General features: G+C 60.0%; 17 protein-coding genes and 1 riboswitch. Of the genes, 6 read left to right on the top strand and 11 right to left on the bottom strand.

The window, feature by feature from the left end; translation table 11 throughout:
- Window positions 1–2: 2 nt before the first annotated feature.
- On the bottom strand, window positions 3–968 hold the full coding sequence (locus H7C18_RS24570; protein WP_238357933.1) for an ABC transporter permease: 966 nt from the start codon (window positions 966–968) through the stop codon (window positions 3–5).
- 307 nt (window positions 969–1275) lie between these two features.
- Between H7C18_RS24570 and H7C18_RS24565 the strand changes: the two genes are divergently transcribed.
- Window positions 1276–1869 (top strand): pentapeptide repeat-containing protein, encoded by a 594-nt coding sequence (locus H7C18_RS24565; protein WP_185131754.1) that lies wholly within the window; start codon window positions 1276–1278, stop codon window positions 1867–1869.
- Between the two features lie 19 nt (window positions 1870–1888).
- A complete protein-coding gene (locus tag H7C18_RS24560; RefSeq protein WP_185131753.1) occupies window positions 1889–2506 on the top strand; it encodes a class I SAM-dependent methyltransferase in 618 nt (205 codons plus the stop codon).
- A gap of 37 nt (window positions 2507–2543) precedes the next feature.
- On the opposite strand, the gene H7C18_RS24555 is transcribed toward H7C18_RS24560, so the two are convergent.
- From H7C18_RS24555 to H7C18_RS24510, 10 genes are all read right to left on the bottom strand, one after another.
- Window positions 2544–3161: a nitroreductase family protein gene (locus tag H7C18_RS24555; RefSeq protein ID WP_185131752.1), complete on the bottom strand. Its 618-nt coding sequence runs from the start codon at window positions 3159–3161 to the stop codon at window positions 2544–2546.
- A gap of 47 nt (window positions 3162–3208) precedes the next feature.
- Complete coding sequence (locus H7C18_RS24550) at window positions 3209–4366, bottom strand: ABC transporter substrate-binding protein (RefSeq protein ID WP_185131751.1); 1158 nt, start codon at window positions 4364–4366, stop codon at window positions 3209–3211.
- A gap of 30 nt (window positions 4367–4396) precedes the next feature.
- The gene (locus H7C18_RS24545) at window positions 4397–4729 is read right to left on the bottom strand and encodes a 4Fe-4S dicluster domain-containing protein (protein WP_185131750.1); all 333 of its coding nucleotides are present in this window, start codon (window positions 4727–4729) and stop codon (window positions 4397–4399) included.
- Window positions 4726–6324, bottom strand: coding sequence for an FAD-dependent oxidoreductase (locus tag H7C18_RS24540; RefSeq protein WP_185131749.1), 1599 nt, complete (start codon window positions 6322–6324; stop codon window positions 4726–4728). The genes H7C18_RS24545 and H7C18_RS24540 overlap by 4 nt, the downstream gene beginning before the upstream one ends.
- Before the next feature lie 314 nt (window positions 6325–6638).
- Window positions 6639–7487 carry an ABC transporter permease gene (locus H7C18_RS24535; protein WP_185131748.1) on the bottom strand — a complete coding sequence of 283 codons (849 nt, stop codon included), beginning with the start codon at window positions 7485–7487 and terminating at the stop codon, window positions 6639–6641.
- 30 nt (window positions 7488–7517) lie between these two features.
- Window positions 7518–8354 (bottom strand): ABC transporter permease, encoded by an 837-nt coding sequence (locus tag H7C18_RS24530; protein WP_185131747.1) that lies wholly within the window; start codon window positions 8352–8354, stop codon window positions 7518–7520.
- A gap of 25 nt (window positions 8355–8379) precedes the next feature.
- A complete protein-coding gene (locus tag H7C18_RS24525; protein WP_185131746.1) occupies window positions 8380–9156 on the bottom strand; it encodes an ABC transporter ATP-binding protein in 777 nt (258 codons plus the stop codon).
- A gap of 216 nt (window positions 9157–9372) precedes the next feature.
- On the bottom strand, window positions 9373–11580 hold the full coding sequence (locus H7C18_RS24520; RefSeq protein WP_185131745.1) for an ATP-binding protein: 2208 nt from the start codon (window positions 11578–11580) through the stop codon (window positions 9373–9375).
- 13 nt (window positions 11581–11593) lie between these two features.
- On the bottom strand, window positions 11594–12814 hold the full coding sequence (locus tag H7C18_RS24515; RefSeq protein WP_185131744.1) for a hypothetical protein: 1221 nt from the start codon (window positions 12812–12814) through the stop codon (window positions 11594–11596).
- A gap of 105 nt (window positions 12815–12919) precedes the next feature.
- Complete coding sequence (locus H7C18_RS24510; RefSeq protein WP_185131743.1) at window positions 12920–13789, bottom strand: Crp/Fnr family transcriptional regulator; 870 nt, start codon at window positions 13787–13789, stop codon at window positions 12920–12922.
- Between the two features lie 247 nt (window positions 13790–14036).
- Window positions 14037–14128: riboswitch (cyclic di-GMP riboswitch) on the top strand.
- Window positions 14129–14290: 162 nt separating this feature from the next.
- Between H7C18_RS24510 and H7C18_RS24505 the strand changes: the two genes are divergently transcribed.
- The 4 genes from H7C18_RS24505 to H7C18_RS24490 are packed head-to-tail and all read left to right on the top strand — an operon-like array spanning window position 14291 to window position 17785.
- Window positions 14291–15520 carry an MFS transporter gene (locus H7C18_RS24505; RefSeq protein WP_185131742.1) on the top strand — a complete coding sequence of 410 codons (1230 nt, stop codon included), beginning with the start codon at window positions 14291–14293 and terminating at the stop codon, window positions 15518–15520.
- 44 nt (window positions 15521–15564) lie between these two features.
- Window positions 15565–15984: a gamma-glutamylcyclotransferase family protein gene (locus tag H7C18_RS24500; RefSeq protein ID WP_185131741.1), complete on the top strand. Its 420-nt coding sequence runs from the start codon at window positions 15565–15567 to the stop codon at window positions 15982–15984.
- Between the two features lie 48 nt (window positions 15985–16032).
- Entirely contained in the window at window positions 16033–16764 is a 732-nt protein-coding gene (gene pxpB, locus H7C18_RS24495; RefSeq protein ID WP_238357932.1) for a 5-oxoprolinase subunit PxpB, read from the top strand.
- A gap of 1 nt (window position 16765) precedes the next feature.
- A complete protein-coding gene (locus tag H7C18_RS24490; protein ID WP_185131740.1) occupies window positions 16766–17785 on the top strand; it encodes a 5-oxoprolinase subunit C family protein in 1020 nt (339 codons plus the stop codon).
- The last annotated feature ends 27 nt before the right edge of the window (window positions 17786–17812 follow it).

Here is a 17812-nt window from a genome sequence, read left to right as displayed (position 1 = left end):
ATTTACCACAGGCTGTTCTCGGAGACCCTCCGGGAGATCCAGTTCACGGCGAACAACAGAATGAAGTTGATGACCGAGTTGAACAGGCCGATCGCCGTACCGAAGCTGTAGTTCGCGTTCACCAGACCGACGTTGTAGACGTAAGTCGCGATGACTTCCGATCCCGGCTGGTTGATCGGATTTTGCAGCAGAAGGATTTTCTCGAAGCCGACCCCGGTCAATTCTCCGATCTGCAGGATCAGAAGAATCGTCATGACGAGCGAGATGCCCGGGATGTCCACGTGAAGAATTTTCTTGAAACGGGACGCGCCGTCCATCTTCGCCGCTTCGTACAGCTCGGGGTTAATGCCCGCCAGAGCCGCCAGGTAAATGATCGCGGAGTAACCGACGTGCTGCCATACCTCCGAGACGGCGTAGACATATTTGAAGCTGGCGACGCTCGCCAGGAAGTTGACCGGTTCGATCCCGACCCATTCCATCATCTTCGGCAGCATGCCGGTTTTCGGATCCAGGAACAGAATGATCATCCCGGACATGACCACGACGGAAATAAAATGCGGCGCGAGGGTGATCGTCTGACTGAACCGATTGAAGAAGCTGTCGCGGACTTCATTCAGAATGAGGGCAAGGAGAATGGGGGTCGGAAAAGTGAAGATCATGGTGGTGACGCTGATCTTGAGCGTATTGCCGAAGATGTCCCAGAACAGCGGAGACTTAAAAAACTCTACGAAGTAATGCAAGCCGATCCATTTGCTTCCCCACATGCCGTCCACGACGTTGTAATCGCGAAACGCCATCTGCACGCCTACGATAGGCAAATATTTGAAGATCACGAGGTAGGCCACCGGAAGGAGGACCAAGGCGTAATATTGCCAGTGCTTCTTCATCAACTTCCAATTCTTGCTCAGCTTGGACTCGGTCGCGTATCGGCCGGTTGCCGGAGCCGGTTGGATGGCCGCCGTTTTCAAGGTTTATCGTCCCCCTTAATCGGAATGTCTCTCGAGAATGCGTTTTCAAAAATCGGCGTTGCCTTCATTTTAGAACTCCTTCCTTCAGAATTCTTCCGTGCGTTTGACGCGAATTATATTATAATGACGTCTCCCTCCCGATCGACAAAAGTCGCGCCTCCTCCGGAAAGACCGTCCGAGGACGAGTTACCGCAAAGTATAGCGTTACAGTAAGTATCATTCAATCGAAAAAGCCTGCTTTCGGCAGGTTAACGCGGCGCCGGCGGAGAAGATTAATGAAAAGTCCCTCGCGTCGGGAGTGAGCCGGATGTTTATGGATTCCGAGTACTATGACGAGCAGTTTCAAAAGATCCGATTTTCCAATGAAGAGTTGGATTCGGTCCGATTCTATGATTGCACCTTTACGGACTGCGACTTTGGCGAGACTTTCTTTCGAGACTGCAAATTTTCGGGCTGCCGCTTCGCCAATTGCAATCTGAATCAGATCAAAGTCGTGGACTGCCAATTCTCGCAGGCAAGCTTCACCGAATGCAAATGTGTCGGAATCAATTGGACGGAGGCGATCTGGCCGAAAATGGTCATGCCCGGCGCTCTCGTCTTTGAAGAATGCACCCTGAACCATTCCACCTTCATCGGACTGGCATTGCCGCAATGCATCCTTCGAAAATGCATGGCCAGAAACGTGGATTTTCGGGAGGCCGATCTCGCCAAAGCCATCTTCAGCTCGACGGATTTCAGCGAGAGTCTGTTCGGCGAGACCAACCTGACGGGCGCGGACTTCTCCCATGCCGCGAACTATCGGATCGATCCGAACGGCAATCGAATCTCAGGCGCGACTTTTATGCTGCCGGAAGCGATCTCCTTGCTTTACTGCATGGATATTCAATTGAAAGAAGAGTAGCGCGGCGGGAGAGGATGGCATGAACCATGAGAGGCTGATTCGCAAATTCGATAAACAAGCGAAGATTTATGAAGCCAGGAGAAAAAGACGCTCGGAAGGCATGTGGCGGGAAAAGCTGATCCGTACCGCCCGGGGGGACGTTCTGGAGGTCGGCGTCGGAGCCGGCGCGAACTTTCCGTTTTATTCGAGGGAGGTGCAGGTTACCGCGGTTGATTTCAGTCCGGCGATGCTGGAAAAAGCCCGAGAAGCCGCGTCGGACAGCGGAATTCGGGCGGAGTTCAAGCTTCGCGACACGGAATCGCTCTCGTTCCCGGACGATTCGTTCGACACCGTCGTTTCGACTTTAACGCTGTGCGGTTACGAGAATCCTCTGGCCGTGTTGCGTTCCATGCGGAAGTGGTGCCGGCCCGAAGGCCGGATTCTGTTGATGGAGCACGGCATCGGCTCGAATCGGCTCATCGGGCTCCTGCAAAGCGCGATGAACCCGCTATTCCGGCAGGTTGTCGGCTGCCACTTGAACCGCGATATGATGGGGTTTATCCGAGAATCGGGCATCCGGGTCAATCGAGCGGAGCATTACCTGGGGAATGCGGTTCATTTGGTCTGGGCGAATCCGAATAAAACGAAATCGTCATGATACCGGATTCGCCCGGACGCGTCGGTTGGATCCAACACTACTCTTCAAGGACAGGCAGCAGGCTGATCTCCAGAGGGCGGCGCGAATTCGGCGTCTCCCGCTCCCGAAGCTCCTCGGGCAGGAGTTCGGGCGTCCCCGGATGGCCGAGCGCGATGACGGCGTGCAGCTCGATATCGTCCGGCGTCCGCAGCGTCTCGCGCGCCTTCCGGCGGTCGAAGCCGCCGATCGCGCGGGTCGCCAGGCCGAGCAGGCGAGCCTGCAAAGCCAGGATGCCCCATGCGGCGCCCGCGTCGAACGCGTGGGCCCCGTTCGCGTCGCCGTTGCTTTTCTTGACGACGGAAGCGATGAGCAGGAGGACCGGAGCCCGGTCGCTCCATTTGCGATTGCCCGGCAGGATGAAGCCGCGGAAGCGCTCCAGTTCCTCTTCCGTGCGGGCGACATAGAACCGCCACGGCTGCTCGTTGCTGGAGGAAGGCGCCCAGCGGGCCGCCTCCAGTACGGTGAACAGCTCTTCGTCGGTGACGGGACGGTCGGTATACGCCCGGGGCGACCAGCGGTTCAGGATGAGGTCGGCGACAGGATAGTCGGCTTGTCGTGCGGATGCTCCCACAGAGCGAACGGTCGAATTCAAGGCCGTATCGGCGGACAAAGTCATGTCTATCTCTCCAATCTCCATATCGTCGAAGGGGCGAAAGCCTGCCATCAATAGGCCAACTGCCAATCCTTCAATTCGAAGTTTTTCGTGGCGATCTTCTCGTCGATCAGGAACTGCTTCGTACCGTCCAGCAGCTTAAGGCCTTCGTCGGTGAACGGCTGCTCCTCGATCGACTCGATCGGATAGACCTTCTTCGCGATCTCGGGCGTCGTATTGGAGATCTGGGCGAGGAAGGCGTAGTAATCGTCCGGATGCTGCTTGAGATCGTCCAACGCTTTCAGCCGCGCTTCGTTCCACAGCTTTGGAAAGTCCGGATATTTGGCGAGAAAATCTTCCGTGGCGACCGTTACGCTCGTGCCGTACAGCTCCGGATGCTTGGTCGTATCGTCCAGCAGCGGATAGCCTTCGTCGATGAGCCTCAAGGCGTCCGCGCCGCTGTTCGTCATCGCGTCGACGTCGCCGCGGGCGAGCGCCGCTTCGCCGTCCGCCGACAGCATGTGTACGAGCTTATAGCCGGTCACTCCTTCCGACTTCAGCAAGCCGACCAGATATCGGTGCATGTACGAGCCCTTCTGAACCGCGATGGTCTTGCCCTTCAAATCCTGAACGGAGGCCGGACCGTTCTTCTTCGCGATCAGATAGCTGAGCAGGTCGATCTGGTTCTGCGAGATCAGCCGGGTCTTCGCGCCCGTCGAACGTGCCAGGATGGCCGGCGTATCGCCCAGGCTGCCGAAGTCGAGCCGTCCGCTCATCAGCGCCTCGCTCTGGTCGGGCCCGTTCGGAAACGCGGTCGATTCGATCTTCGTCACTCCGTACGGAGCGAGCGCTTCTTGAATGATTCCTTTGTACAGGCCCCAGCCTTCGGCGCCGCGCGGGAGGTTCAGCTTATTGAGTCCGATGAAGCCGTAATGAAGGACGGACGGCAGCTTCGGTTCGCCGGCCGCCGCGGCGGCCGGCGAAGCACCCGAAGACGCCGCCGGCGACGGGGACGCGCTTGAAGCCGTCTTGCTTTTCTCGCTCGCCCCGCAGGCCGCGAGGACGAGCAGCAGCGCCGCGGCGGCCAAGGCGAGCACGCTGACGCGCTTGGCGCGCCGCCGGGGGCCGGACTTGGCGGAGCGGCTTGCCGCTCTTCCTTCGGTACCTGCATGGCCATGGCCGGTTTCTGGCTTGCTCTCGATTGTTTGTCGGTTTCTCTCCTGAATCATATCGGTGTGATCCCCTTCTGCCCGGTGTCGTTACAAGCCCGTTTTTAGCGCCAATTGATACATGCCTTCATGGCGGGAGACCGGCTGACGCCCCGGCCCCCAGCCGACCTTCTCCCGATAGCCGCCCAGCAGCCCCTGGCTCTCGAGCTGTTCCTCTACCGGATGCACGGCCGCTTCCGCATCGGGAGCGACGTAAAGAGCGTCGACCGGGCAATACAGCTCGCACATGAAGCAGGTCTGGCAGTCGCTCTGGCGGGCGATCTTCGGAATGCCATCCTCCACCCGGTCGAACACGTTCGTCGGGCAGACGGATACGCACTGGTTGCACCCGATGCACTTCGTCTCGCTAAGAATCTCGATCAACGAACCAACGCCTCCTCCACTTGCCGGCGGGACACCGCGATCTCGTCCAGGCCCTCCGCGATCAGCCGGTACCGCTGGTTGCTGTCGAGCTCCGGATAATCGGCGCGCTTGTGCATCCCTCGAGTCTCGGTTCTGGCGAGCGCGGAGCGGTACATCCAGCGCGCGGTGGCCGTCATGGCCGCCGCCTCCCGTCCCTTGACGCCGGCGGCCGACCGCTCGACCGGCGTCTGCCGAAGCTCTCTCCAGAGCGAGTCCAAACGATTCAGAGATCCGGTAAGTCCCTGCTCGGTGCGGAACAGGTTGCGATCGTACGGCACGACCTCGTCCCGCACCGCTTGGATGCGTTCGGCCGTCTTCTCCGGCCGATCGGCAGACGCGCTCGTCAGCGGGGAAGAAGACAGCCCCTTCAGCTCGCGCGTCGCCGCGCGCGATCCGAGACCGCGCGCATAATTCGATGCCCCTTCGCCGGCGAACGAGCCGGAGGACATCGCCCACGCCGCGTTATGGCTGCCGCCTCCGGTGAAGCCGCCGCAGATGAACTCGCGGGTGGCCGCATCGCCCGCCGCGTAGAGGCCGGGCACCTTCGTCGCGCACGTGTCGTCCACGATCTGGATGCCTCCCGTGCCGCGCACCGTGCCTTCCAGCCGAAGCGTCACGGGGAACAGATCGGTGAACGGATTGATGCCGAGACGGTCGAACGGCAGGAAAAAGTTCGTCTGGCCGATGCGAAGCAGCGGCTGTAGATCCGCCGGCGCCTGATCGAGACGGGCGTAGACCTGCCGTCCCTGCAGCAGATTCCGCGCGATCACCGAACGCCCGCGCGTCGAGCCCGCGCCCTCGACGATCGTGCCGTCCTCGTAATAGAAAGACGCGTACCGGTAATAGGCCGTTTTCGTTACGGACGAGAAAGTCGGCGAGATGGCGTACGCATTGGAAAATTCCATGCCGGACATCGACGCCCCGGCTTCCGCAGCGAACAGGTAGCCGTCCCCGGTGAGCACGTTGCAGCCAAGCGCCTTGCTCAGGAACGCGCACCCGCCGGTGGCGATGACGACCGCGCCGGCCCGAACCGTCCAGCTGTCCCCCCGCTGCGTACGCACGCCGCGCGCGCCGCCTACGCCGTGCTCGTCGGCGAGCAGCTCGAGAGCCGGGCTGTGATCCAGAATTTTGACGCCCGCCTTCAGAACGAGCTTGCGCATCAGCTTCATATATTCGGGCCCCTGCAGGCCGCGCTTGTAGGCAGTGCCGTTCTCGTTCAGCGGGAACGGATAGCCGTATTCCTCCAAGCGGTTCATTATTTCGTACGTGCGGTCCAGCACCCGGTCCATCCAGCGATTCTCCGCCAGATGGCCGCCCAGCGTGTAGCGGCCTTCCTTCGCCGCCCTTCGCTTCTCTTCGTCGGGCTGAACGTACCAGACGCCCGTGCCCGACGGAGCGGTCGCGCCGCTCGAGCCGCAATATCCCTTATCGGCAAGCACGACGCTCGAGCCGTTCCGGGCCGCGGTAATCGCCGCCCAGGCGCCGGCCGGCCCGCCGCCGATGACCAGAACGTCCGCTTCCAGGTCCAATCCATCCCATTGTCTTGCTTCGCTCATGCAGACAACCTCCTTATCAGGTTCAAAGCTGATATGTTTCGGAACGAAAGTTCCGTCAAACATCGAAACATCGGTTTTTCCGATCCCTGCCCAGCGAAAAAATACAACGACGGCATCATGGACTAACAAAGTTTGTGGGACACGCATGCCCAATTCACAGGGCTTTACCTGCCAGCCGGTGTTGCGGTACAATATTGCGCCGTTTTTGGGGATCGGCGAAGTGACGGAGATGAATGCCGCCGGTGAAAAAAAAGAGACAGCCTCATCGTCGGGCTGCCTCCGCGGGTACGGTCGGACAGGTATTCGGTTATCGTTTATCCCAAGTACGAATCGTTCCACTTCAGAAGCCGGCGTTCCAGCGCCTGAACGAACGAATCCACCAGCTTGCCGACGACAGCGAACAGAATGACGCCTACGAAAATGTACGATGGCACGCCGTCCTGCTTCCCGATATTGATCAGGAAGCCGATGCCCGACTGCGAGCCGATCAGCTCCGCGACGACGAGCCCGAGCCAGGAGACCGCCAGAGACAGCCGAAGACCCAGCAGGATGTTCGGCAGCGCGGCCGGCAGGATGAGACGGGTCAGCACCTTCCTTCTCGGGTAGGCGAGCACCTGGCTGACCTCGATCAGCTTGCGGTCGACCATCCGAATCCCGAGATACGTATTCAAATACAAGGGAAAGAACGCCCCCAGCGCAATGATGACGATCTTCGACGTCTCGTCGAAGCCGAGCCACAGGATGATCAGCGGCGAGACCGCGAGATGCGGCACCATCCGGATCATCTGCAGGGTAGGATCAAGCAGACCGTCGAGCGTCTTCGAGAAGCCGTTCAGCAGCCCGAGCAGCAGGCCGAGCGAACCTCCGAACAGGAAGCCGATCGCGGCCCGCTGCAAGCTGATGCCCAGATCCGCGCCCAGCTCGCCGGTGGCGGCCAGTTCCCGGAACGTCTTCAGAATCGTGTACGGATCGGGCAGGAACCGGGCCGAGATCCAGCCGAGACTGCCCGCCGTCTGCCAGATGGCGATCGCGAAGGCCGGCAGCAGAAGGCCGGCAACCAGCGTCCCCCCTTTCTCCTTCCATACGTCCCGGACGTTCGCCCCGGCTTTCGCGCGGCCCGCTTCGGACAACGGATGCGATAGCGTTCCGGCATTGCTTTCCATGGGAATCCCCCCTCATCATGACGTTCGTCGTTATCGGCCTTTGAAGCCGTCCTGCCAATGAAGCAGCCTCCGCTCGACGAGCCGAACGCCGGAATCCGCCAGCTTCCCGATGACCGCGAACAGAACGATGCCCACGAAGACGATCGGCGTCTGGGAGAACTGCCGGGCGTCGGACATCAGATAGCCGAGGCCCGAAGTCGCTCCCATCAGCTCCGCGACGACCAGCCCGAGCCAGGCGAGCCCGAGCGAGAGCCGGGTCCCGAGGATGATATTGGGCATGGCGCTCGGAATGACGAGCTTGCGGATCGTCGTCCATCGCGAATATTCAAGCGCCCTCGCCACCTCGAACAGCTTGTTGTCCGCGTTCCGAATACCGATGAAGGCGTTGATATAGAGCGGGAAAAAGGCCCCCTTGGCAATGATGAGCACCTTGGACGTCTCGCCGATGCCGAACCAGAGGACGAAGAGCGGGACGAGCGCCAGGTGCGGAATCATGCGGATCATCTGCACCGACGGATTGAGCACCTTCTCGGTCCTCCGCGACATGCCGACCAGCACCCCCAGCGCGAGACCCGCCGCCCCTCCGAGCGCGAAGCCGATCGCGGCCCGCGCCAGACTGATGCGCAGATTCTCCCATAACGTCCCGGATAGGATCAGGTCGTAGAAGGCCCGGGCGATCGTCGTCGGCGCCGGATACAAGATGCCGTCGATCCACCCTTGCGAGCTGGAAAGCTGCCAGACGATCAGGAGCAGGCCGGGGATCAGAATGCCCAGAAGCGCCTTCCTCCCTGCAAGACGGAACAAGGCTTCGGCCGCGAAGCCCGTGTTCCGGTCCGGCGCGTCCGTTTCCTGCGCGGGTACTTGCATGACGGTTCCCCTCCTTGGCTGTCGGTCAGATGACGAAGCCGCTCTCCAGCTCAAGATCGTCGACCTTCTCGAATTCGTTCAAGATTTTGATGCGCAGCTCCTGGAACGAGCTCGACGCCTTCTTGCGCGGAAACGGCAGATCGACCGGCACGATGCCGCGGATCGAACCCGGGCGCGGCTTCAGGATGACGACCCGGTTCGCGAGGAAGATCGCCTCGTCGATATCGTGAGTGACGAAGATCATCGTCGTGCGGTTCCGTTCCCAAATCTCGAGCAGCACCTCCTGCATATGCGTCCGGGTGAACGCGTCGAGCGCGCCGAACGGTTCGTCAAGCAGCAGCACCTTTGGATTGCGCAGCAGCGCCCGGGCGATCGCGACCCGTTGGGCCATGCCGCCGGACAGCTCCTTCGGGTATGCTTTCTCGAAGCCCTGAAGCCGAACGAGCTCGATCAATTCCGCGACCCTGTCCCGGATCTCCGGCCGGCGCAGCGACAGGTCGCCCGCGATGTTCTTCTCGACAGTGAGCCAGGGGAAGAGCCGCGGCTCCTGGAAAATAAAGCCCTTGTCGATGCCGGGCTTCACGATCTCCTCCCCCTCGAGCAGAACCTTGCCTTCCAGCTGCGTGTCCAGGCCGGCGATGATTTTCAGCAGCGTGCTTTTGCCGCAGCCGCTCGGCCCGATCAGCGTGATGAATTCTCCCCGCTTGACGTTCAGCGAGACCCGGTCAAGCGCGGTCACGGTCGATTTGTTCTTGACGAACACCCGAGACACGCTGCTGATCTCCAGAATCGATTCGGCCATGTCTAGTTCCCTCCCCGGAGCATAAGCGATTCGGACCATAAAAAAAGAGACGCCTCTGTTCAGAAGGCGCCTCCGTCCGTTCGGTCGGCGATCGGTAAAGCCGTTAATTCCAACCCGATAAGTATGTTTTAAACATTAGCATAGGCCGCAGCTTCTCGTCAATCCCCTTCCTCTCTTTTTTCTGAACGGGTTCGAGCTGAAGAAGATCCGGCGAAATCAGATGCTCCGGATCTCCTCGAAATAATACGCGTATTCGCCGAGATCGTCCCGCGTCAGCGTCCGATTCGTCTTGTCCAGCTCGTATTGGTACGCTTGGAAAATATGCTTCATCCCGACCGCTTCCCCCTCCCCGCTTGCCAGAAAAGCGGCGGTCAGGGCGACGTTCTTGATGCTCCCGCCCGACAGCTGCAGCTTGCGGCCGAGAAAGCCGCAATCCAGGTCGGAAGCGAGCGGCGTCTGCCGCGGGAAGATGTTCCGCCAGATCGCCTCCCGCTGCTTCTCGTCCGGCATCGGGAAGCGGATCACGTAATTGATTCTGCGCAGAAAAGCCTCGTCCATGTTCTGCAGGTAGTTGGTCGCCAGAATGGAGATGCCCCGGTACTCCTCCATCTTCTGCAGAAGATACGCGACTTCCGTATTGGCGTTCTTGTCGTGGGCGTCCTTCACCTCGGAACGCTTGCCGAACAGCGCGTCGGCCTCGTCAAAGAACAGTATCGCATAGCTCGACTGGGCTTCGTCGAAGATTTCGCGTAGATTTTTCTCGGTCTCGCCGATGTACTTGCTGATCATTTGGGACAAATCGATCTTGTAAATTTCCATGTCCAGCTCGTTCGCGGCCACTTCCGCCGCCATCGTCTTGCCCGTGCCCGGCGGGCCCGAGAACAGCAAGCTGATTCCGGTGCCGTAGGAAAGCTTGCCCTGGAATCCCCAAGTGCCGTATACGTTATGCTTGTAACGGATATGATGGCAGGCGTGCTGCAGCTTGCGGGTCTGGGCTTCGGGCAGCACCAGGTCCGCCCAGCGCTGCTTCGGCGACAGCCGCTTCGACTTGGCGCTCAGGTTATGGCTTATCTGCTTGTAGCACGCTTGAATCAGATCGCTCCAACCGATCCGCTCATGGCCGTCCCCGCCGGTCCGCCAACGGGCCGAAGCGCGGGCTGCCGCCATCGCGCTTGCCATCTGTCCCGGATTGAACAAGAAGCGCGACGAGAGCGCCTCCCAGTCGATCCCGTCTTCTATCTCGTAAGCGAGCGACAGCGTCCGCCATGCCTCCGCCCGCTCCTCGTCCCGTAGTCCCGGAATTTCCAGCTCCAGCTCAATGACGCCGCGGCGATCGATCGGACCGCAAGGCTCCTCCGAGAGCAGGAAGGCGATGCCCGGCAGCCGGGACAACCGTTCCAACAGATCCTGCTTGCGGCGCTTTTCCGCTTCTCCGTCCGATCTCAATAAGAAGCCGCAAAATACGGGAATCGCCTGCTGAATCGCCGCCTCGCGAAAGACGGCATCCAGCGCATCCGGACCGTCGGGGCCATCCTCCGGCAGCTTTGCCATATCTACGTACAGCAGCGCTTCGTTGAAATGGACGCCGAGGTGGGCGACATGCGTTCTTTTGCCCGCTCCCTCGTTCCCCCACAGGGAAACGACCAGCGAAGCTTCTTCGGTTGCGGCGCGGCGGGTCATCCAGCTGCGCAGCTTGTCCTGAATCTCGAAATGACCGAGCAGCGGCTCCGGCACCGAGGCCGGAGGCACGATGGTCATATAGCGCGCCATGGCTTCCGGCAGGGCGGCCGAGTCGAGCGCGAAACGGACGATTCGATCGTCCAGCCGGCAGTAGCGGTTTAAGGTCGTTCCGCCTTTGCGCGCGCCGCCCGCCTCGCGCAGGAAATAACGGGCCAGCAAGCCCTCTTCCCGCAAAATCCGCACGGCCGTCCGGCGCTCGGCGGCATCGCCCGCGGCGAGCGACGCCAATAGATCGCGGCTGGGATACGTCGCGCTTCGTTCGCCCTGCAGCAGCGCGAACGCCGATTCGTATTTCCGGTCGACTTCCACGGCCAAACAGACGATGACGATTCTCGTCTCCAGCGCCGACAGCCCGAACAGGCGGGCCAAATACGGCAGCGGCAAAAACGCGTTCTCCCGCTCTCCGAGACGCGTCGCTTGCTCCGCCCGGTTGCGCGCGCGCTCCCATTGGACGAATAGCTCCCGTTCGGTCCCTTCTTCCTCGGATCCGCCCGCCGTCCCGGTGACGAACGCGTCCGCCGCCGTACCGAATTCCTTTTCCAGCTTCTCTCTTCGATGCAGCATCAGGGCGATGCCGGCGTCGAGCCATTCCAGCCAGCCTTTGACATGGGCCGTGCCGTCCGGATAGGGAGTCTCTCCGATTGCTTCGACTGCCGCGTCCGACTCCAGGACAACCTGATCCATCGTAATCCCCCCGTTACGAACGGCCGAAGAACCGCTTCATGCGGGACATGAGCCCGCCTTCTTCCGTCTTCGGCCTGGCCGCTTCCGCCCGTTCCTTCTCCACTTCTTTGGCGCGCTGCTTGTAATATTTGTGATGCGCCGTCTCGCCTCGCGCATGGGCGGTCAGCCGCTTGACCTGCTCGCCGCTGTCGACGGCCGGCGCGGTTGCGCCCCCATTCCCTTTGCCCGCCGCGACAAGCGCATGACGCTGCTTCTCCAGATCGATGAATTCATCGATATTCTCATAGGCCGAAAATTCCTTCTTGCCCATCGCTCTTCGGGCTTCCTCGCGCGCTCGCGCCTTCTTCACCTGGTTCCGCTCGCCGGATGTCGCCAGATCGCCGGCAAGTCCCGCCGCGGTGCTCACCGCCCCCGTCACCAATCCGGCTCCGGGCACGAGATCGCCCACCAATCCCGTCACCGTGCCGATTCCCGCTTTCACCCGCTCGCTGGTGATTTTGGTTCCGAGCGCTCTCGCTTGAGAAGACGCGCTGGTCTTGATCGCTTCATTGCTTGACGTCGCCGCGATCCCCCTGAGCAGGTCGCGTTCCTTCACGTCGTACTTCTCCGCTGCCTTCTGCTTGAGACCCTTGCCGACCAAGGGGATCATGCCGATCGCGGTTTGCCCCGGATTTTGCACGACGTCGTTCACCGCATTTTTGGCTTTCTGCGTCAGATCGAACGTGCCCGGCATCAGCCGCTTCTCGATCTGATTCGTCCGGACATCCTCTTCGAGATTGGCGTCCTGCCTGCGGTTGCCGCTCCGATCCCGGCTCTGGGACAAATCCCACTTGCCGTAGCGCGCATTCTCGATATGCTGGGGAAGGTCGTACCACGCCGGATTGTTCGCCGCATCCGTCTGCTTTTGCACGCGTTCATGAAACGCTTGGTCGATTCCGCCTCCGCCCGATTCCTGCGACTCGCTCTCGGACGACTCGGCCTCCCCGCCCGACCTCGGCGCTTCGGCGACCGGCTCTTGCGCTAGAGGCGCTTCCGTCCGGCTTGGCGTCTCCGCCTCCATCCCCGGAAATACGCGAACCGCCCCTTGGGCTTTCAATCTTTTCAGAATAGCGGACTTGTCCGTCTCCTGGCTCTCTTCCTCCGCTTGCTCCTGCGAATCTTCCGCGATTCGGGAAGTAGAACCGCTTCGGGCAGAGCTTTCTTCCCCTTTGCGAGTCTCCATCGTCTTCGGCATCGGCGTCTCGTCCTCTCGGCTGCGACATCATTTACCGTGAATGATAGCAAACTCAAATAAAAAAATAATGAAAACAAAAAACTCCCTTTGCGGCAGGGAGCTTCATCAGGATCGAAGTTTAGATAAATTCAACTCGAAAGAATCTTCGTGCATGCGGAGCACCTGCTTGACTTCCAGTTGGCGGATCACGTCGCCCAGCACTCTCTTCTTCACGCCGGCCATTTGCGAGAGTTCGTCGTCATTCAGCGGCATTTTCACAAGGACGTACTCTTCCGATCTTTGTCCGAAGCGGCGGGCCAGCTGGATCAGGTTTTTAATCACCCGCGTGTGCGGATCGCGAAAAGCCAAATCATTCACATGCTCATTGGTCTTTCTCAGACGGTCCGCCAGATCCGCCATAAGCGACCGGATCATCTCGAAGTTGCCCTTCAACAGCTTCAGGAAGCTATCCCGCGAAATGACCAGCAGTTCCGTCTCTTCCAGCGTAAGCGCCGAAGCGGACCGCGGCTTGCCGTCAATCAGGGAGAGCTCGCCCACCCCTTCGCCGGCCGTCAGAACGGAAAGAATTTTTTCCTTCCCCGTATCGCTTCGGGAATAAATCTTGACCGAGCCTTGAAGGATCATAAAGAAGGTATGACCCTGTTCCTTCTCGCGGAACAGTACGGTGTGCGCACCGAGCCTCGCTCTTTTGGAATGCTGCAAAATAAGGCTCGTATGCTCTTCGGCAAAGTTGGCGAATAACGGCAATCTTTGGATCGCGGCCCGCAGATCCTCCTTCTCGTCTCTGGAAGGAACGGCGGCAGCTTGACGTCTCGGCTCGATGCCGGGATAAACGAGCTTACTCTTCCCGTCCGCAATCTCGATCTCTCTCACCAGATGCCTCTTCAATCTCGCAAGGTGATTGTCCGTCAGAACGGTTCCGCTCGATATCAGCTTTAATTGATCGGCGGAATACACGTCCTTTGCCACTTGCATTCCAACCCTCGCATCCCCAATGAGCACTTTCGACATGATCGTTCGCCCCTCGTCCCGCCTTGAGGGTCTCGCCCCCGATCTCAAGCTTACCGCGGGCAGATAAAAGATTAATGAAAAGTCGGCGCTTATTTGGGTGAAGTTTCGCCCGATCCGCCCTATCGGTAAAACAGTAATAATCTATCATTGCGCTTCTTGAATTTGTCATTTATATTCTTGGTGTAACCTAATTAACTGAAAATTCGACATCGTACGATAATAGCAAACCCGCTGAAAAGCGGCGACGCAAAGCTAAAGGGGCTAAGGCGGATCCCGTATCCGCTATGCCAGCCAGTTGCCGAATACGACGGAGGCCTCCGTCTATTCTTGCATTCATACCCGGACGGGGGCTTTTTTGTGCTTCTCAAAAAAAGAGGCTCCGCTACCTGCCGCCAATGAAAGGAGGTGAGAAGCGACATCGTTCCGCAAACTGTTGCCGCCAATCCAGACAAAAGGAGTTGAATCATGAATTCGAACACGCTCAGCGTCCGGGCACAATCGGCGCCTGCTGCAGCGACGACCGCTTTCCCGATTCTGATCGCCATCAGCATCGTGCATTTATTGAATGACACGATGCAGTCGACCGTTTCGGCGCTTTTTCCGATTTTAAAAGACTCGCTCCATTTGTCGTACAAGCAGATCGGGCTGATCGCCTTCTGCATGAGCATGACCGCTTCGCTGCTGCAACCGATGGTCGGGAGAATGGCGGACGCTCATCCCCGACCCCGACTATTGCCTGCAGGGGTCGTCTTCACTTTGGCCGGCATCGTCGCGCTGTCCATGGCGCCGAACCTCGGCGCCATCTTGCTTGCCGTTATCGCCATCGGCATCGGATCGGCCGTCTTTCACCCGGAATCGTCCAGGGTTGCCTATATGGCCTCCGGGAACAGACGCGGACTCGCGCAGTCGATCTTTCAAGTCGGAGGAACGATCGGCAACTCGCTGGGCCCGATTATGACGGCGGTATTGTTCGTTCCTCTGGGGCAGTTCGGCGTCATCTGGTTTACCGTAGCCGCGTCGGCCGGCATCGTGATCCAGGCGTACGTAGCAGGCTGGTATCGCGCCAACATCCCGATGCACGCCGTTGCCAAGCGCGAGGCCCCCCATGCCGGCCGTGTCGCCATATTGCCCCGAAATCGGGTCGTTGGGGTCGTTGCGATTCTTGTCTTCCTGCTTTTCTCCAAATATGTCTACATTTCCAGCATCACAAGCTACTATTCGTTTTATATGATTCATAAGTTCGGTTTGTCGGTTGCGCATGCGCAATTGCTGCTGTTTTCGTTTTTGTTCGCATCGGCGATCGGAACGCTCCTTGGAGGTCCGATGGCAGACCGATACGGCCGCCGGAACGTTATTTTCTTCTCGATCTTTGGGGCGGCGCCGTTCTGTCTGTTGATGCCGCACGCGAACCTGTTCGGTACCGGCGTGCTCGTCGTTTGTGCCGGGCTCGTTCTGTCGTCGGCTTTCTCGATCATTGTCGTCTATGCGCAAGAGATGCTTCCGGGCAACGTCGGTCTCATCTCCGGCTTGTTCTTCGGCCTGGCGTTCGGTCTCGGCGGTCTTGGCTCGGGCGTGCTCGGCTGGGTCGCCGATGCGAGAGGCATTGAATTCGTTACGCAGGTTTGCGCCTTCCTTCCTCTTCTGGGGGTCTCCGCGCTGCTGCTTCCAAAGGATCGCCATACGGCGAAGGCCTAACTGTCTCAACAACCAATTTTTCATAGTGGAAAGGGGTTCGGGCCATGATTCGGCTATTCGTGTACGGCACGTTGTTAACGGGAGAAGCTAACTTTCCTATTGTCGCTCCTTATCTGATCGCTTCCGAGCCGGGGGCTGTGCAAGGAAAGCTGTACAATGTCGGACCGTACCCTGCGCTGGTGCTCTCTGAAGACCGCGCCGATGGCGTTATCGCGGGTGAATGGATGACCGTAAGCGAGGCCGGGCTGCCCGCGTTGGATCGGTTGGAGCAGTTTTATGCGCCGGAGGACCCGCGGAACGAATACGAGCGAGCGCGTATCGTCGATATCGACGGCAAGCGCGAAGGCTGGGTCTACTTATATGCCAGGCAACTGAGCGGCTGTCCGGAGATCGCGTCAGGCTCGTGGCGAAGCGTCGAGGATCGGCCCCGAGGCGCTTCGTTAGCAACTCCATTATCTGTCTAAGCAGGCGGCGGCCGGCCGGGGAAGTTGTATGGAAGGGAGCGCGGGACGTTGGCAGAAGGTGTGAGGATCGCTCCGCTGGGGGAGCGCGCGCTTATTGTCGCTTACGAAGGCGGGATTGACCCCGTTACGCACCGCAAGGTGTTGGAACTTGCTCGCAGTCTGGAGGAACAGCCGTTTCCCGGATTTCAAGAAGCGGTCCCTTCCTATGCATCCGTAGCCGTCTATTATGATCCCGTTGCGGCTGGAAAGGCGGACCAGTCGGAGAAGCCGGGGCGGACGGCTCGCGGGGTGCAGGCGAAAGTGGCTGAATGGTTAACGGAGCGCGTTCATTCCGGGGCGGCGACAGGTTCAGGCCCGAGGGCCGGCTGCACGTTTGAAATTCCCGTCTGCTACTGTTCCGAATGCGGTCCGGACTTGCCTTATGTCGCAGAGCGCAATCGATTGACGCCGGAGGAAGTCGTAAGGATTCATACGTCGCGGCCGTATACGGTATATATGATCGGCTTTATGCCCGGTTTCCCGTATCTCGGCGGGATGTCCGGGCGAATATCCGCGCCGCGTCTGCCGACGCCCCGGCCGCGCGTCCCGGCAGGAAGCGTGGGAATCGCCGGAACCCAGACGGGCATCTACCCATTCGCATCCCCCGGCGGATGGCGCCTGATCGGCCGCTCGACGTTGCCGCTGTTCCGGCCGGATCAAGCTCCTCCGAGTTTATTGGCTGCGGGAGACGCGGTTCGGTTCCTGCCGGCCGCCCACCCGGACGGAAGCGAGGGCCTCTGATTTGACATTGACCGTCATAAAACCCGGCCTGTTCACAACCGTGCAGGACCGGGGGCGTACGGGCTGGCAGCGGTTCGGCGTCTCTGTCGGCGGGGCGATGGACGAATTGTCGCTGAGGCTGGCCAATCTGCTGGTCGGCAATCCGGAGGATGCCGCCGCTCTGGAAATGACTCTATCCGGGGCGGCAATCCGGATAGAGAAAGAAGTCGTTGCGGCGGTATGCGGAGCGGATATGAAGGCGAGCGTCGACGGAGCTCCGTTGCCGATGTGGAGGCCCGTCACGATTCCGAAAGGGAGCACGGTGACATTCGGGACGGCATCGGAAGGGTACCGCACGATGGTTGCGTTTCGCGGCGGAATCTCGGTTCCGGAGGTGCTCGGGAGCCGTTCGACGGCTGTGCGCAACGGATTCGGCGGCTTCAAGGGAAGACCGTTACAGGCAGCCGACCGGCTGGATACGTATGTAGGCCTGCGGCGGCGGCACTTGGGAACGGAGGAGCGGGCCGGCAGCGATCGTCTCCATGCCGCAACCTGGTTTCTCGGCCCCGAATGGAGAACTCCGGGCAAGAACAAGCTCGCGGATGGCGTTGTCATGGTACGCGTAATGCCGGGGCGGGAGTGGGATTGGTTCGATGCCGAGAGCCGGGATCGATTCCTGGCGCAACCGTTCGCCATGCTGGCTCAATCGGACCGCATGGGCACCCGGCTGTCCGGACCTCCGCTGCAAATATCGTCCAAGGAGGATATGCTCTCGGAGGCGGTCACGATGGGCACCGTGCAGGTGCCTCCCGACGGACGGCCGATCGTGCTGATGGCCGACCGCCAGACGACGGGAGGCTACCCCCGGATCGCGCAGGCGGCGTCTGTCGATCTTCCCGTTCTCGCCCAAATGCGCCCCGGCGAACGGGTGCTTTTCCGGTTGATCGATACTCAAGAAGCCGAAGCCCTATGGATCGCTCGCGAACGTCAACTGGAGCTTCTCCGCTGCGGGCTGGCTTTGTTGGATCATCGAACTATTTGATAAAGTCCCATTCTCAAAAAATACGGG

Source organism: Cohnella zeiphila, from assembly GCF_014212055.1.
GTDB lineage: Bacteria > Bacillota > Bacilli > Paenibacillales > Paenibacillaceae > Cohnella > Cohnella zeiphila.
This window is presented reverse-complemented; position numbering and strand designations above follow the sequence as displayed.

Bases quoted from the DNA above. Each gene is read 5' to 3' on its own strand.
- H7C18_RS24535 (WP_185131748.1), bottom strand. From the start codon at position 7,487: ATGGAAAGCAATGCCGGAACGCTATCGCATCCGTTGTCCGAAGCGGGC.
- H7C18_RS24555 (WP_185131752.1), bottom strand. From the start codon at position 3,161: ATGACTTTGTCCGCCGATACGGCCTTGAATTCGACCGTTCGCTCTGTG.
- H7C18_RS24540 (WP_185131749.1), bottom strand. From the start codon at position 6,324: ATGAGCGAAGCAAGACAATGGGATGGATTGGACCTGGAAGCGGACGTT.
- H7C18_RS24520 (WP_185131745.1), bottom strand. From the start codon at position 11,580: ATGGATCAGGTTGTCCTGGAGTCGGACGCGGCAGTCGAAGCAATCGGA.
- H7C18_RS24505 (WP_185131742.1), top strand. From the start codon at position 14,291: ATGAATTCGAACACGCTCAGCGTCCGGGCACAATCGGCGCCTGCTGCA.
- H7C18_RS24500 (WP_185131741.1), top strand. From the start codon at position 15,565: ATGATTCGGCTATTCGTGTACGGCACGTTGTTAACGGGAGAAGCTAAC.
- H7C18_RS24510 (WP_185131743.1), bottom strand. From the start codon at position 13,789: ATGCAAGTGGCAAAGGACGTGTATTCCGCCGATCAATTAAAGCTGATA.
- H7C18_RS24560 (WP_185131753.1), top strand. From the start codon at position 1,889: ATGAACCATGAGAGGCTGATTCGCAAATTCGATAAACAAGCGAAGATT.
- H7C18_RS24525 (WP_185131746.1), bottom strand. From the start codon at position 9,156: ATGGCCGAATCGATTCTGGAGATCAGCAGCGTGTCTCGGGTGTTCGTC.
- H7C18_RS24515 (WP_185131744.1), bottom strand. From the start codon at position 12,814: ATGCCGAAGACGATGGAGACTCGCAAAGGGGAAGAAAGCTCTGCCCGA.
- H7C18_RS24565 (WP_185131754.1), top strand. From the start codon at position 1,276: ATGTTTATGGATTCCGAGTACTATGACGAGCAGTTTCAAAAGATCCGA.
- H7C18_RS24550 (WP_185131751.1), bottom strand. From the start codon at position 4,366: ATGATTCAGGAGAGAAACCGACAAACAATCGAGAGCAAGCCAGAAACC.
- H7C18_RS24530 (WP_185131747.1), bottom strand. From the start codon at position 8,354: ATGCAAGTACCCGCGCAGGAAACGGACGCGCCGGACCGGAACACGGGC.